Origin of the sequence: Marinitenerispora sediminis (assembly GCF_003336425.1) — a bacterium.
GTDB lineage: Bacteria > Actinomycetota > Actinomycetes > Streptosporangiales > Streptosporangiaceae > Marinitenerispora > Marinitenerispora sediminis.
In genome coordinates, this window is record NZ_QEIO01000035.1 from 26786 (window position 1) to 42227 (window position 15442).

Sequence of the window (15442 nt, forward strand, 5' to 3'; positions counted from 1 at the left end):
AGGCATTTCGAGTCCGCGCCCCCGCGTGGCGTTTCTGTCCGTGATTTCAATTTCTCGGTGAATGGTCGGTGAACCGCCCGGTCGGCGGTCGCCGCCGCCAGTCCACCGGCCGCGGGATCCGCTGGAGCCCGCGTGTCGTCCCCTTTCCCATCGCCGCCGGGCAGCCCGCCGGCGGCCACCCCGGCACGAGAGGAGGCAGCAGCGTGACCGACGAGCAGCGTGACCCCGGTACCGACGTCATCGAACCCGACGCCCCCGTGGCCGAGGCCGACGACCTCGACGACCTGGACGACGTCGACTTCGACCTCGACGAGGTCGAGAACAAGATCGCCCCACTGGCTCTCGCCTAGGCGCCCCGGACGGGTGTCCGCCCCTGGCACCGGCGGCGTCCGGCCGTGCCGCCCGGCATGGCCGGACCCCGCCGGACCACCGCCCGCACCATCCCGTCAGACCGACCAAGGAAGGCGCCGACCATGTCCGTACCCACGTCCACGACGCGCGGCGCGGCCGTGCACGTCACCGTCGACCACGGAGCCGCCGTCAGCTACGGCGGGCTGCGCACCGCGCTGGCGGCCGCCCTCGACGCCGGGGCGGACCTCGTGGACCTCGCCGCCCGCTACCCGGCCGAGTGGGCAGTCCTGCGCCCCGCGCCGGATGACGGCCGCGGCGCGGACATCGCCGAGATCGCCCTCGCCCCGTCGGAGCGCCGGCTGCACCGCGAGTCGGAGCAGGTCTTCCGCGTCCTCTCCGTCGCGGCCGCCGGGCTGTGCGAGGCGTCGCGGCTGCTCGGCCGCCCGGTCGTCGTCCACCGGCCGGCCGCCGGCGACCTGACCTCGCTGCGCGGCTTCATGCGCGCGGTCGAGTACGCGCGCACCGTCCCCGGCGCCGAGATCCGCCTCGCCGAACCGCTCACCGTGCGCCGGCCGCTCGGCCCGGCCGCCGACTACCGCCCCGAACAGGCGCGCTGCCTGACCCGCGCCGGCGTGCCGGCCGCGCCCGGGGACCTCGAATTCGCGTCCGGCCGGCCGGCGGCGGCCGGTAGCGACGCTCCCGAGGCGGTCGCCTTCTCGGTGGCCATGTCGGCGGACGCCGACCCTGCCGACCGGCTGGCCGCCGCCCTCGCCTACAGCCGGTACGGGTTCTTCACCGCCAACTGGGAGGGCATGGCGGCGGTCGCGGAGACCGTGCTGCCGCTCACCGCCGAGGTACCGGACGGGGCCGTGCCCGGGCTGCTGCGCGAGGCCGGTCGCGGCGACACCCAGGCGGAGGCCATCGAGTTCGAGCCCACGGTGCTGCGCTCCCGCGCGGACCTGCGGGCCTTCCTGTACAAGGTCCTCGGCATCCAGGCGACGTTCCGGGGCGCGCAGGACAGCGCCGTCGATTACTTCCTCCGTATGCGCGAGCCGGGCGGCCACCGTGCGCCGTCCCCCGAGACGCGCGCGCAGTCCCACCTGTACACCGCGCTCGTGCACTCCAAGCGGCTGAACCGGCTCGGCGACGCCGTCGCCGAACTCGAACAGGGCTTCGCCGCGGTCCGGGAGCGGCCGGACGAGCCGGAGAGCGTCCGGCGCGAACGCGGCTGGCTGCACAACCTGCGCGCTCTCACCCTGTTCCGCCAGAAGCGGTTCCGGCCCGCCTTCGAGGAGGAGAAGCTGGCGCTGGGCTGCATCGCCGGACTCGACGACCCCAGTTCCGTGCACCTGCGCATCAACCTGCTCTCCAACCTCAGCGTGCTCCAGGAGCGCGCCGGCCGGTTCGAGCAGGCCCTCGCCACGTGGAACCGGTTCCGCACGGCGTCCGGGGCGGACAACGACTCCTTCCTCAAACACCACTCCTACCGGGCGGCCGGCCTGCGGCTGGCACTGGCCGACCTGGACGGCGCCCTCCCCGACCTCGCCGAGTCGCTCGACGGCGCCCGGCGGCACGCCGACGACTTCCACGAGCACGAGATCCGGGTGGAGACCGCGGCGCTGCTCGCCCGGCACGGGCGCGCCGAGGCCGCCGCCGAGCACGCCGAGGCCGCCCGGTCCGCCGCCGGGCGGCTCGGAGACCCGTACCGCATCGCCCTGGCCGGCGCGGCCGCGGCCGCCGTCCGCGGTGCGGCGCCCGCCCCGGAGGTCACCGCGTCGCTGCGCGCGTCGCTCAGCCGCGCCCCCGCGGCCGCGGCGCTGGCGGAGGCCGTCGCGCGGGGACCGCAGGCCGTCCTCGCCGCCCTGCCCGCCCCCCGCACCAAGCTCAACCGCCCCTTCGACCTCGTCAACTTCCAGGACTAGGCCTGCGGCCGGGCCGCGCCGGCCCGGCCGCTCCGGCCGACGACCACATCCGACACGGCCAGTGGAGTGGGAGGACATGGAGCAGCCGAACCCCCATGAGCGGCGAGGATCCGACAACGGCGGGCCGGCCCGATGGCGGCTCTACCCGCGCCTGCTGCTGCGCCGCGCCGGCTTCGGCGTCGAGACGATGACGTCCCTCGGCGACGACGCGGTCGCGGCGGCCGCCGCACGCTACCGCGAGCACGTCCGCGCCCTGGAGGCGGCGCGCACCGCCCTGCTGCGCGACACGGCCCCCCGCCTGGTCGAGACCGCGGCCGCCGCCGGCGACCGCGCGGCGCTGCGCGGGTGGTCCGCGGTCCGCCGGTCCGCCGGCCGGCGGCGCCCGATTCCCGGCACCGTGCCCGACCCCGTCGCGGCGGTGCCCGACGTGCGCCGGTACGCGGCGGCCCTCGCCGCCGAGCAGGCGGCGGGACGTTCGCTGCGCGAGGCCGCCGCCGCGGAGGCGGAGCGGCGCGCCGGCCGGCTGGGCGCCGTCCTCGCCGACCCCCGCGTGCGCGACGCCCTCGTCCAGCTCGCGCCGTCCTTCTACCAGGAGGTCCGGCGGCGCCGGACCTCCGGCACCGGGCGCCGGCCCTCGGCGAAGGACCGCGCGTTCCTGCGCCGCGGCTACCTGTACTGCCAGCGGCTCGGCGCCAAGAACGAGACCACCAGCTTCTTCGGACCCCTCGTCCACGGCCGGGTGGACACCGCGGCGACGGGCGTCCGCCTCGGGCCGGAGGCGCCCGGCGGGGTGCGGCGGTTCGCGGCGCACGTCTCCTTCTGGGCGGTCCGCGAGCTGGCCCGGGCGATGGCCGCCGACCCGGCGGTCGCCCCCCGGGTGCCGGTCGGCTGGGTCGCGGCTGCCCGCCTGGCGGGGGAGCGCCTGACGCTGCCCGGGGGCCGCGAGGTCCGGCTGTCCCCGGCACAGGCCCGGCTGGCCGCCGCGGTCGACGGCACCCGCACCCGCGCCGAGCTCGCCGGAGCCGCCGGCCTCGCGCCGGAGGACGCGGACCGGTTCGTGGACCGGCTGGCCCGTGCCGGCGCCGTGCGCACCTGGCCGGAGCCCGCCTCCACCGCACCGTCGCCCTTCGACGTCCTCTTGGCGGACGCGGCGGGCATGGCCGCCGGCACCCCCTGGCCGGCGCGGCTCCGGGAGCTGCGCGAGCACGTCGCGGAGTACGCGGGCGCGGCCGACGCCGACGCGCGGCTGCGTGCCCAGGAGGCGGCGGAGGCGGTGTTCACCGAACTGACCAGCACCGCGGCGCGCCGGGCCGGCGGCCGGATGTACGCCGACCGCGGCGTGCTGTCGCTGGACGCCGAAGGCGACCAGTCCCCCTTCACCGTGGGCGGCGACGTCGCGGCGCGGTGGGAGCGGGAGCTGTCCCCCGTGCTGGACGCGGCCGGCCGCTACGGGATCCTGCACCGGGACGCCTACCGCGGGCTCTGCGCCGACATCCTCGCCGAGACCGGGCCGCTGGCCTACCCCGACCTGGTCACGCGCATGGAACGCGCGGTCGCCGAGGGGCGCGCCGAGGTCCACCTCAAACCGGCCCGGGCCTTCGCCGCCGAGTACGCCGAACTCGTCCGGCGCCACACCGCCGGGGACACGGCCGCGGTGCCGCCCGAGGAGCTGCGGCGGCTGGCCGGGCGGCTGGAGGAGCCGCTGTTCGCCAGCCCCGACCTCATGCTGGAGCGCCGACCGGACGGCGGCACCCGCCTGGTCCTCGGCGAACTTCACCCCTATGTCTACGCCTGGGGCTCGCAGGGCATGTTCGCCGAACGCGACCCCGGGCTGCTGGCGGACTTCCGCGCCGACCTGTCGCCGTGGGGCGGCGCCGAGCGCATGGCGACCGTGGTGCGGCTGCGCCGGCACAAGGGCCTGCTCGCCGAGTGGTTCCCCGGCCGGTTCGTCGAGGTCACCGCGCTGGCCAGCCGCGACCGCTCCCGGACGCTGGCCGTGGGCGACCTCACCGCCGTCCTCGACGCCGGGGTCCCCCGGCTGCGCGCCCCGGACGGCGACGTCGTCCTGTACTCGGGCGACGAGGACCACCCGCACCTGGTCGCGTTCTCCGCCCCGGCGCCCATGCTGCCGCCGGCCCGCTGCGGCGACCGGGCCCCGCGCGTCCTCGTCGGCGACGTGCTGGTGCAGCGGGCGCGCTACTGGGCGGCCGCCACCGACCTGGCCCCGCCACCGGGAGCCGGCCCCGGCGACGCCCTCACGGCCGTGCAGCGGCTGCGCGCCGTCCGCGGCCTCCCGCGCTTCGCCTTCGCCCACGTCCCCGGTGAGCCCAAGCCGGTGGGCGTGGACCTCGACGCCCCCGCCGCGGTCGACGCGCTCGTCCGGCTGGCCGCCGCCCAGGACGCCCGGGAGGTCTCGCTCGTGGAGATGCGCCCGGCCCCCGGCGACCTCTGGCTCCGGCACCACGGGCGTCCCACCACGTCGGAGTTCCGGATCGCCCTGCGCCGGGCCGCGGACCCGGACGTCCGCGGCCGGGGAGGTGCCGGCGATGACCGGTGAGGTGCGGGGTGCGGAACCCAAGGCGGAGGCCGGTGCGGAGCGACGGAGGAGGACGGCCATGGCGGAGTGGGACCTGGTTCCGACACTGGTGGTGCGCAGCGCGGCGTTCCCGTGGTCGATCCTCGACGGACTGCGCTACGCCGAGACCGGCGCCGCGCTGAGCGAACTGCGGGCCGCCGAGCGCGCGGCCGCCGACCTGCTGCGCGACCACCCGCCGGGCGCCCGGCTGCCGCGCGGGGTGCGGGCGCGGCTGCGCGCGGTGCGCCCGCTGCCGCCGGACGGCGCCGTCCCACCCGGGTGGGCCGAGCGGTGGAACCCGATCGCCGAGCGGGCCGAGCGGCACCAGGCGGAGGTGGCCGCGGCCGTCGAACGCGACACGGCCGCGGTGGGTTCCGCCCTCGCCCGGCTCGCCGCCGACGAGCGCTTCCGGGACGCCGTCGCCTGCTCGTCCCCGCCGGCGCTGCGCGACCTCGCCGACGCGGTCCCGGGGACGCGGGCCCGCCGGCAGATCGCGTCCTACGCGCAGCGGCTGGCCGCCAAGTGCGAGACCATGAGCTTCTTCGGCCCCATCAACTACGCCGACCTCGACGCCGCTGCCAGCGGCCCTACCGAGTACGCGTGGGAGGGGCACCAGGCGCTGCGTGCCCGCACGGCCCACCCGGCGGCACGGGTCGTGGCCGCGGTCCAGGACGCGGTGCTGGCCGACCCGGCGCTCGTCGGCCTCCTGGTGCCGCGCCGCAAGACCTGGGCCCGCGCCACCCACCTCGAACGCGCCCACGGTCCGCTCGCGGGGCGCGTCCTGGCCGCCGTCGACGGCAGCGCCAACGTCTCCGCGATCGCCGGCCGGCTCGGCGCCGACCTCGGCGAGGTGGCGGCCGCCGTCCGGGCCCTGGTCGGCGCCGGCGCGCTCACCCACCACCTGTGCCCGCCGGCGACCGACGTCGACCCGCTCGGCACCGTCCGGCGCGGGCTCGCCGACCTCGGGTACGCGGGGGCGCTGTCCGGGACGCTCGACAAGATCGCCGGCCTGCTGGCCGCCCACCCGGCCACACCGCCCGAGCACAAGGCGGCGATCCACGCGGAGATCGCCCAGCTGCTCCCCGCCGCGGCGACCGACGAGGGCGGGATCCGGCCCCGGTTCTACAACGACCGCGTCATCGTGCACGAGGCCGCCGCCGGGACGCTGCGGATGACCGTGCGCGGCCACCTCGCGGCCGACCTCACCTGCGGAATGGCGCCCGTCCTCGACCTCCTCGCCCACGACGCGGAGCTCACCCGCCGCGCCACGAACGCCGCCCTCGCGCGCCGCCTCGGCCCCGGCCGGTTCCCGCTACCGACCGCCATGCGGCGGTGCGCCGACCTGCCCGTCCAGCGCAGCGACTGGCTGCACGACCGCATCGCCGCCCTGCTCCCCCGCAGCCCGGTCCCCGCGATCGACCTCGCCGGCCGGCTGGAGCAGCCGCCTCCGCCCGAGCTGCCGGTGCTGTGCTCGGTGGACGTGCTCCCGGCCACCGACGACATCACCCGCTACGAGCGGGGCCGCACGCCGCTCGTCGTGGGCGACGTGCACGACGCGGCCCTGCTCACTCCGTGGGCGCTCCAGTTCCACCCCCGGGCGGCGGAGCGGCTGGCCGACCGCGACCGCCGGATCACGGCGGCGCTCGGCGGGGTACGTGCGCTCAGCGTCGTGTCGCGGCGCAGCACCGGCCTGCCGCCGCTCGCCTTCCCCGGACACGTGCTGGAACTCGGCGGCGGCACCGACGCCCCCGGCGCCGGCCGCGTCGGCCTGGACGAGCTCGTCGTCGACAGCGACGGCGAGACAGCGCTCCTGCGCCGCCGCGGTGATGACGTCCCGCTGTACCTGCACAACGGGGAGCTGGAGACCGGCGTGCACACCGCGCTCGCCCTGCCCCGGGTCCGCCGCCCGCGCCTGCCCGACGTGCCGAGGCTGCCCCGGCTGTGCTGGGGGAACATCGTGCTGAGCCGGGCCCGGGTCCGCGTGCCGTCCGCCCTCTTCGCGCCCAGCACCCGCAAGCCGCCGCCGCTCGCCCGGCGGCTCGCCGACCTCCTCCAGAGCAGCGCCGAGCACGCGATCCCCGACCGGTTCTTCGCCAAGTCCGCCAACGAGCGCAAGCCCGTGTACGTGGACGTCGCCGCACCCGCCCTGCTGGACGGGCTGGCCCGGCTCGCCGCGACCGCCGACGAACTCGACCTCCACGAGGTGATGCCCGGCCCCGGGCAGTTCTGGCTGGCCGACCGCGCCGGCTCCTTCGCCGCCGAGATCCGCTGCGTCTACGTCCGCCAGGGAGGACGTCCGTGACCCTCACCGTGATCCCGCCGCTCACCGACCCGACGCTGGAGTGGGCACCGCCGGGCAGCGGCCCCCTCCTCGACCTGAACGCCGCCTTCTTCGACCGGCTCGCCGACCCCGGCCGGCTCCGCGCCGCGGCCGAGTGCGACGACACCGCGGACGCCGACAGCGACCGGTCGCTGCGCGTCGTGTTCGGCCGCGCGGCCGCCGCCGTCCTGGACCGGCCCGCCCGCGACGACGCCCGGCTGCGCGCCATCGGCTACGCGCTGCGCGCCGCGGGTGCCGCCGATCCCGCGATCGAGCTGTCCCTCGACGACCTCCGGCTGCGCGGCGGCACCACCCAGTCCAGTGCCGACGTCGTGGCGGCGGCCACCGCTACCGGCCTGTTCGGCCCGGAGGTCGAGCGGCTGCGCGCCGCGGCCGGTCCCGGCACGCGGGTCGCGGTGCTGGTGGACACCGACCAGCAGCTCCCGGCCGCGGTGGCCTTCACGCGGGCGCTCGGCCCGGAACGCGTTGAGTGGACCGGCCGCTACGTCGTCCGGTACGGCGCCGCCCTCTCCCGGGTCCCGGAACTGCGCGGCGTCCGGCTGCGGGCGCTCGCCGCCCCCCGGACCGTGCGCACCGAATGGGGTGCTCCGGACGGCACCACGTGGCTCACCGACGCGGCCGAATGGCGCCCGGGCGGAGCGTGGGCCGGCTGGATGGACCCCTCCGTCGCGGCCGCGCTCTCCGACGAAGCCCTCAAGGACTGCCGCGGGCTGACGGTCACGGTCGCCGGCCCGGGAGGCGGGCCGCCCGGTGAGGTGGTCGGCGCCGACGGCGTGCCCGCCGACCTGGCCGCGCTGCGCGCCCGGCTCGACCCGGCGGCCCCGCTCCGGGCTGACGTCGTCCTCGGTGCCCCCGGGGTGCCGGTGGCCGAGGCCGCGGCCCTGGCCGACGGCCTGGAGAGCGCGGCCGGCGGGATCGGCCTCGCCGGCTTCCGCCCCTTCCGGCTGGCCCCCGGAGCGCGGTGGCCCGCCGCCCGCCGCCTGCCCGCCGGCGGCGACCTGCCGCTGTGGCACCCCTTCGAGGCGGACGGCACTCCGGCCGCTGCCGAGGTCGCCGAGGCGGTCGTCGACCTGATCGACCGCTACGTCCTCCGCCACGGGCTCTACCCGGGACGCGTCGCCGCCGCCGTCCTCACCCGGCCGGCCCCGGAGCCCGGCACCGCCGACTGGGACCCGGCCGCCGCCGTCGTCGCCACCCGCGCCTGCGCTCCCGACGGCCGGGGGCCCGGCGACTTCGCCGCGGGCCTGCGCTCGGGCCGCGCCCTGCGCGTCGCCCCGCGGCTCGCCGCGCTCCTGCGCGCCTGGGAAGGCGGCGACCCGTCGGCGTTCGCGGCGCTGCCGCCGCACCGCCGCGCCACCGTCGGGGTCGGCCTCGCCCGCGCCGGCATCCTCCGGGGAACGGCCTTCTGATGCCGGGCCGGGTCCACACGAGGCCGCCGCTCCGGCCGCACACCCGGAGGACGGACGCACCCGCGCCGACCGGAACGCGGCACCGGCCGGTCCGGGAAGGCCGCGCCGACCTGGCCGGCACCGGTATGGCCGGGGACCGGCGCGGGCCGGTCCCGCGCCGACACGACCTGGGGGTGGAGACGTGACACGGGAATGGCGCCTGACCGGGGACTTCGTGGTCCGCCACGCGGGGATGCCCTTCGACTGGCTCGACGGCCTGGGGGCCGGCACCCGGGCGCTTGCCGCCGCTGACCGGGTGGTCGAGTGCGAGGAGGCCCTGCTCGCGCTGCCCGGTGCCCGGCGGGCGGCCGTGCGGGAGGCGGTGCTCGCCGGGCGGCCGGAGCAGGTCGGCGCGCGCGGCGACGACGCCTGGCGGGCCGCGCTCGGGCGGTGGCGCGAGGCGCTGGAGGCGCACCGCGCGGAGTTCGCCCGCGCCGAGGAGGCCGCCACCGACGCCCTGCGCGCGGTCCTGGCCCGCACCGAGGTGCGCGAGGCCGTCTTCCTGTCCAACCCCGACGCCTACCGCAACATGCTGGAGCCGTTCCTCCGGCACCGCGGACCCCTCAACGCCCGGTGGCGGCGGGTGCGCCGGCAGCTCTACACCTACGTCCAGCGGTTCTGCGCCAAGAACGAGACCACCAGCTTCTTCGGCCCCATGGCCTATGCCGCGCCCGTCCCGGGCCGCGGGCTGCGGGTGCGCGACACGCGGCGGCACCGGGCGGCGGTCTTCCTGTCCGGGTGGGCGCTGCGCGAGGTCCGGCGCGCCGTCGTCCGCGACCGCCGCATCCTCCCCGACCTGCCGTTCACCCTCACCGGCGCGCCGGCACCGCCCGGTGACCCCGCCGACGCCATCGTGCGGGAGCTCGCCAAGGGCCCGCGGCGCCTCACCGAACTGCGCGACGCCCTCGACCGCCCGCTGCGGGAGGTCGCCGCGGCGACGCGGGACCTCCTCGCCTCCGGCGCCGTGGACGCCCGCATCGGCGCCGACCCCTATGACGAGCACCCGCTGGACGCGCTCGCCGCCCAGCTCGGCGAGCTACCGCCCTCCCCGGCCCGGGCCGACTGGCTGGGCCGGATCTTCCGGCTGGAGGCGCTGCGCGCCCGCGTCGAGGCCGCGCCGTTCGAGGAGCGGCTCGTCCTCGTGCCCGAGCTGGAGCGGGCGTTCACCGAGATCACCGGAGCGCCCGCGCGCCGGGCCGCCGGGCGCACCTACGCCGACCGCGCGGTCTTCTTCGAGGAGTGCGGGTCCCGGTTCGCGCTGGAGGTCGGGACGCGCACACTCGCCGAGTGGGCACGGGCCGCCACCCCGGCCCTGGAGGCGTGCGCCGCGCACGGCCATGCCGCCCAGCGGGCCGCCGCCCGCCGGGTCGCCGCGGCCTGGCGGGCGGCGCCGTCCCGCTCCCTCGCCGCGTACGCCGAGGAGACGGCGGCGGCGTTCGCCGCCGGCGGGAGCGTCTTCCACGCCGACCACGCGCCGCGCTACCTGGCCGCCGACGCCGCCGCCGAGATCGACCGGCTGCGCCGCGTCGCCGCTGACCAGCCGGGCGACCGGTACGCGGTCATCGACCTGTGCCTGGCGGCCGCCGCGCCAGAGGACGCCGCCGCCGCACCGCCCGTGCTCGCCCGCACGCACCACCACCTGCAGATCGACGGCTGGCTGGCCACCATGCATCCGGACCGCGCCCGGTTCGGGGCGGACGCCGCCCGCTGGATCGCGGACCAGGACGGCACGGTGGTCGGCTTCGACTTCGGCCGCCGCAACAAGGGCTACTACCGCTTCCCGGGGCGGCGCGCCGCGCTGCGCCCCCTCACCTGGCACGACGCCGAGGACCCCGACGTCCTGCCGCCGGGAGACCTGACGGTCGAACGCGCCGGCGACGACGTCCGGCTGCTCGACCCCGCCGGACGGCGGGTCACCGCCTACCTGCCGCTCAGCGACTTCGTGAAGTACCCGCCCTACGCCGCGCTCTCCCACCCCCAGGTCGGCCACCCGGTGTTCGACGGCCCGGGCGACCGCCCCCGGGTACACGCCGGCGGCGTCGTCCTCCAGCGCGCCCGCTGGAGCGTGGACCCCGGGGAGGCCGCCGCCCCCCAGACCCACCAGCGGTTCCTGGCGCTGCGCCGGCTGGCGCGCCGCTCCGGGCGCCGCTTCGTGTTCGTGCGCACCGACCGGGAGCGCAAACCGTACCTGGTGGACCTCGCCGCGCCGGCCGCCGCCGACCTCGCCGCCCACATCTGCGACGGGGCGGCCGAGGTCGTCGCCGAGGAGATGCTGCCGGGCCCCGAGCACCTGTGGCTGCGCGACGATGAGGGGCGCCGCTACACGTGCGAGTTCCGGATCCAGGCCATCGGACGGGAGCGGACGTGACCGACACCCGGGTGTTCGTGGAGAACTCGCTGCGCGGCACCGTCCGCTTCGCCCCCGACGGCACCGTCACCGCCGAGAGCACGCGCCGCCGCGGCGCCTGCCTGGAGCAGAGCGTCGGCCGCGACCACGTCCGGCACGTCGCCGCCGACGGCGTCGACCTGCTCGCCGGTCCCGCCGCCGGGATCTCCGCCCCGGTCGCCGAAGCCGGCCGCGAGGTCCTGGCCCGGCCCGTGGTCGGACTCGACCCGGCCGAGCGGCAGGTGCTCGCGGACCTCGCGGCGGAGACGGGCGCCACCGCCACCTGGGCCGGCTACCACCAGCACGTTCTGGCCGGGCCGCTGGACGCGCCGACCGCCGACACCCGCAGCCTCTACACGGTCGAGGTCGACCGGGACGGAACCGACACCGAGGTCGTCCCGCTGCGACCGGACGGCGGCGTCACCACCGGTCTCGGCGAGGTGCGCGCCGCGCTCGACCGGCTGGACGCCCGCAGCGGGCTGCCCCGTGCCGCCCTCCCGCACCCGGTGCCGGACCTGGTCCTGCTCCCCGGGCGGGCGGGCGCGTTCTTCCACGAACTGGTCGGCCACCCGATGGAGGCCGACGTGGTCGTCAGCGGCACCAGCTACCTGGGCGCCCGGCGCGGCCGGCGCGTCGGCCCCGAGTGGCTGACCGTGACGGACGGCGCGACGCCCGCCCGGACCGGCGTGCGCGCGGCGGTGGACGACGAGGGGACGCCGACCGCCGGCGCGCGGCTGGTCGATGCCGGGGTGGTCGGTGATCCCATGACCGACCTCGGCACCGCCCCGCTCGCCGGCACCGCCCCGCGCGGGCACGGCCGGCGGCTGGACTACCGGCATCCGGCGATCCCCCGGATGACCCACACCAGCGCCGTGGCCGACACCGGCGACCCGTCTCCGGACGGCACCTGGATCGCGCCGTTCGGCCTGAGCCTCGACGCGATGAGCATCGCCACCGGCGACTTCAGGTTCGTCGCCCGCACCCCGCTGCTCCACGAGGCCGGGACCCCCGTCGCCCGCCTCCCCGAGCTGACCCTGACCGGCAACGGCCTCCTCGTGCTGGCCGGGATCCTCCCCGCGGGCCGCACCGCGGGCGAGCACGCCCGGGCCAGCCGCGGCTGCGGGAAGCTCGGCCAGTTCCCCCTCATCGTCTCCTTCGCCAACAGCGGGTTCCTGCTGCCGGCCGGCCTGGTGGAGGTGGCGGAGCATGACTGAGCCCGTGCGGCGGCCGGCTCCGCCGGCCGGCGGTTTCCGATGGCGCGGTGAGGGGGCCGGGCGTGGCTGAGACGGTGCGCACCGTTCGCGTGGTGGTCGTCCCCGGCACGGCCGGGGACCGGGTGACGCACTCGGTGGACGCGGTCCGGCTGGGACGCGACTCCACCGGGCGGGTTGCCGCGTCCGCCCGTGTGGCGGTGGACCCCGGGGGCATCGAGACTCCGGCGGTCGAGGCGGTCCGCGGCTTCGCCGCCGACCTCGCGGCCGACGGGGCGCCGGTGCAGAGCGCCACCGCCGTCGTCGTGGACCGCTCCGGCGGCGCCACCGGAGCGCGCGCCGGCGCGCTCCTCGCCCGGGTGGAGACCGCGGCCGGTCCGATCCTCGCCGGGGCGGCACTGCGCCCCCGCCCCGGGGCCCGGAGCCCCGGATGGTGCCCCGAGCCGTCCGGGCTGCCGGGTGGCGGGGGCGGCCGGCGCGCCGCCCCCGCGCTGCCGACCTCCGGCGGACGGATCGACCCGCCGGCCGACTGGCGGGCACTGCCGCTCGTCCTCGCCCCGCCCGTGGCGGCCGTGCTGGTCAGCGGGGTGCGCCTGGCACTCGGCTCGCGCGCCGGCCGAGCCCTGCGCCGCCGCCGCGCGGGCGCGGCACTGCTCCCGCCCGTGACCGTCGTCGACGAGCCCGTCCTGCACGCCGCGGGCGGCCCCGACGACGCGGGGACACCGGCGCGCCCGCTCCCGTTCGTGTCCGGCGGCCGGCTGGTCCCGCCCGACGGTGACGCCGACGCGCTCCCGGGCGGGGAGCCGGGCCGCGCCTGGTGGGACCACGACGAGCAGGCCCTGCGCCCGCCGCCGCTCACCCGGATCGTGCTCGAAGGCGAGCCGGTCGCCGCTCCGCCCGAGGCGGTCGAACTCACCTGGTGCGTCGAGCACCTCCAGCGGTACCACGCCGGAGGCATCCTGCGCCTCACCTGCGTGGCCCGACCGCCCGGCCGTTCCGACGCCTGGTTCCCGGTGCTGGTCACCGCCCGGCCGCTGACACTGCTGCGGCTCGCCCGCGGTCCCACCGGCCCCGCGCGGGAGACGTTCGGCGAGGACCAGGTCCGCACTCCCGCGCTGCTCCTGCCGCCGGCCACCGCTCTGGGCACCCAGGTGCGCGACGCGGCGGGCCCGCGGACCCGGCCGCGTTCCGGCGGCTCGCCAGATCCGATCAGGAAGGAAGGGACCACGTGACCGCATTCGACTTCGCGATCGTCGGTGGCGGCATCGTCGGCGCGTGCCTGGCCGAGGAGACCGCGCGGCTCGGCGGGCGCACCGTCGTCCTCGACGCGGGGGAGCGGCCCGGGCACGCCACCCGGTACGCGGCCGGGGTGGCCGTGCCGTCGCTCCGGTACGCGACCGACCCGGAGTTCCACGCGTGGCTCTGGCAGGGCCGGGCGCTCCTCGACGCCGACATCGGGCGGCTGGAACCCGCGCACGGCACATTCGCCGCCCGGCTCCCGCTGCTGCGCGCCCTGCGGCCCGGCGACGCGGAGACGCTGGGGCCGCTGCTCGCCGACGACCCGCACCTGTCCTGGGTGGACCACGATGAGGTGCGCGCCACCGCCCCCGCCATGCGGCTGCCCGCCGACCGGCGCTACCTGCTGGACGAGCGCGGCCTGATGGTCGACGGCGCCGGCTACCTCGGTGCCGTCCGCGCCGCCGGTGCCGCGCTCGGCGTCGAATGGCGGCAGGGCGCCACCGTCCTGGAGGTCGCCCCCGGGCCGGACCGGGTGCGGGTGGTGACCGCCGACGGGCAGGTCAGCGCCGACCGGGTGGTCATCGCCGCCGGGGCGTGGAGCGGCACCGCCGCGCTCGCCCGCGGCGTGCCGGTCCGCCCGCAGCGCGGTGAGCTGCTGCGGCTGTCCGGTACCGCCGCGCTCCCGTGGATCCTGTCCTCGGCCCACTACCTGGCGCCCGGCCCGGCGGGTGAGGTCATCGTCGGCGCCACCGAGGACGACGCGTCCGGCTTCACCCCCACCCCGACGGCGGCCGGTACCACCCGGCTGCTCCGCTACGCGCTGGCCGTCGCGCCCGAGTTGGCCTCAGCCGCCCCCACGTCGATCAGTGCGGCGCTGCGCCCGGTCACCGACACGGGCCGGCCGCTCGTCGGGCGGGTGCCGGGCGAGGAACGCGTCTTCCTCGCCGCCGGGCACGCCGGCCACGGCCTGCTGTCGGCGCGGGCCACGGCCGCCGGCCTGGCGGCGGCCCTCGACCGCGGGGAGTGGGAGTCGCTGCCGTTCTCCTTCTGCCCCACGGAGAACGCCCGCCGGCGCGCGGAGGCGGCCCTCTGATGCGCATCGACCACGTGATCCTGGGCGCGCGCACCATCGAGCCCCTGCGCGACCTGCTGCGGAGCGGGTACGGGTTCGGCGTCACCGACGGCAGCCCCAACCCCGACGGCACCGCGAGCTGGGTCGTCCCCTTCCGGGGCGACGACGTGCAGTACCTGGAGCTGCTCGTCGTCCACGACGAGCACGTGCTGAAGGACAGCGCCTTCGGCCGGGTCTTCCTCGACCGCGTCGCCGACGGGCCGGCCCTCCTCAACTGGGCCGCCCTCGCCCCCGACATCGACGCGGCCGCCGCCCGGGTGCGCCGGCTCACCGGCGCCGATCCCGAACTGCTGCGCGGGGAGTCGGTCCGCGCCGACGGCCAGCGCGTGCCGTGGGCCGAGGCCGCGTTCGCCGCGTCCTGGGCACGCCCCGCACACCCCTTCTTCCTCGACTACGGCAACTGGCCGGCCCGGCGCGCCCGCCTCGCCGGCGACCTCACCGACGCCCGCCACGACACCACCCCCCTCGCGATCGAACGCCTGGAGGTCGTCACGGACGCCTCCGACCTGACCGACTGGCTGGGCCCGCTCGCCGACGACGTCGACGTCCGCGCCGGCGCACCCGAGGCCGTGACGGCCGCGACGATCCGCACGGACGCCGGCACCGTGACCATCCGCCTGCCCTGACCCGGCGGCCCCACCGCCGGACCAGCACCGAAGGGAACCCCGACGATGCCGCCACGCCCCTGTGACGGCGGTGACCGGCCCTCCGTCGCCGCCTCCCGCTCCCCGGCCGCACCGACCGGGATGGTCCGTCCAGGCTGCCGGCCGGCGGCACCGGGCACCGGTGCCGCCGGTGCGGGAGCGGCGCCCGCCGAGGCGGGCGCCGCTCCCGCAC

General features: G+C 78.4%; 9 protein-coding genes and 1 pseudogene. All 10 read left to right on the forward strand.

Features of this window, described 5'->3' with window-relative positions:
• Positions 1 to 272: 272 nt before the first annotated feature.
• Positions 273 to 350: pseudogene (locus tag DEF28_RS28370) on the forward strand (ammosamide/lymphostin RiPP family protein); the annotation flags it as partial.
• 123 nt (positions 351 to 473) lie between these two features.
• Entirely contained in the window at positions 474 to 2273 is a 1800-nt protein-coding gene (locus DEF28_RS09370; protein WP_114396818.1) for a hypothetical protein, read from the forward strand.
• Positions 2274 to 2349: 76 nt separating this feature from the next.
• Positions 2350 to 4830 carry a lantibiotic dehydratase gene (locus tag DEF28_RS09375; protein ID WP_114396817.1) on the forward strand — a complete coding sequence of 827 codons (2481 nt, stop codon included), beginning with the start codon at positions 2350 to 2352 and terminating at the stop codon, positions 4828 to 4830.
• 58 nt (positions 4831 to 4888) lie between these two features.
• Complete coding sequence (locus DEF28_RS09380; protein ID WP_114396816.1) at positions 4889 to 7150, forward strand: lantibiotic dehydratase; 2262 nt, start codon at positions 4889 to 4891, stop codon at positions 7148 to 7150.
• The gene (locus tag DEF28_RS09385) at positions 7147 to 8598 is read left to right on the forward strand and encodes a hypothetical protein (RefSeq protein WP_114396815.1); all 1452 of its coding nucleotides are present in this window, start codon (positions 7147 to 7149) and stop codon (positions 8596 to 8598) included. Before DEF28_RS09380 ends, DEF28_RS09385 begins: the two co-directional genes overlap by 4 nt.
• A 181-nt stretch (positions 8599 to 8779) precedes the next feature.
• Positions 8780 to 11005, forward strand: a complete 2226-nt coding sequence (locus DEF28_RS09395; protein WP_114396813.1) for a lantibiotic dehydratase — start codon at positions 8780 to 8782, stop codon at positions 11003 to 11005.
• Complete coding sequence (locus tag DEF28_RS09400) at positions 11002 to 12237, forward strand: metallopeptidase TldD-related protein (protein WP_114396812.1); 1236 nt, start codon at positions 11002 to 11004, stop codon at positions 12235 to 12237. Before DEF28_RS09395 ends, DEF28_RS09400 begins: the two co-directional genes overlap by 4 nt.
• Positions 12238 to 12299: 62 nt before the next feature.
• Positions 12300 to 13466, forward strand: a complete 1167-nt coding sequence (locus DEF28_RS09405; protein WP_114396811.1) for a hypothetical protein — start codon at positions 12300 to 12302, stop codon at positions 13464 to 13466.
• The gene (locus tag DEF28_RS09410) at positions 13463 to 14566 is read left to right on the forward strand and encodes an NAD(P)/FAD-dependent oxidoreductase (protein WP_114396810.1); all 1104 of its coding nucleotides are present in this window, start codon (positions 13463 to 13465) and stop codon (positions 14564 to 14566) included. Before DEF28_RS09405 ends, DEF28_RS09410 begins: the two co-directional genes overlap by 4 nt.
• Positions 14566 to 15231: a VOC family protein gene (locus tag DEF28_RS09415; protein ID WP_114433186.1), complete on the forward strand. Its 666-nt coding sequence runs from the start codon at positions 14566 to 14568 to the stop codon at positions 15229 to 15231. Before DEF28_RS09410 ends, DEF28_RS09415 begins: the two co-directional genes overlap by 1 nt.
• Positions 15232 to 15442 lie beyond the last annotated feature (211 nt).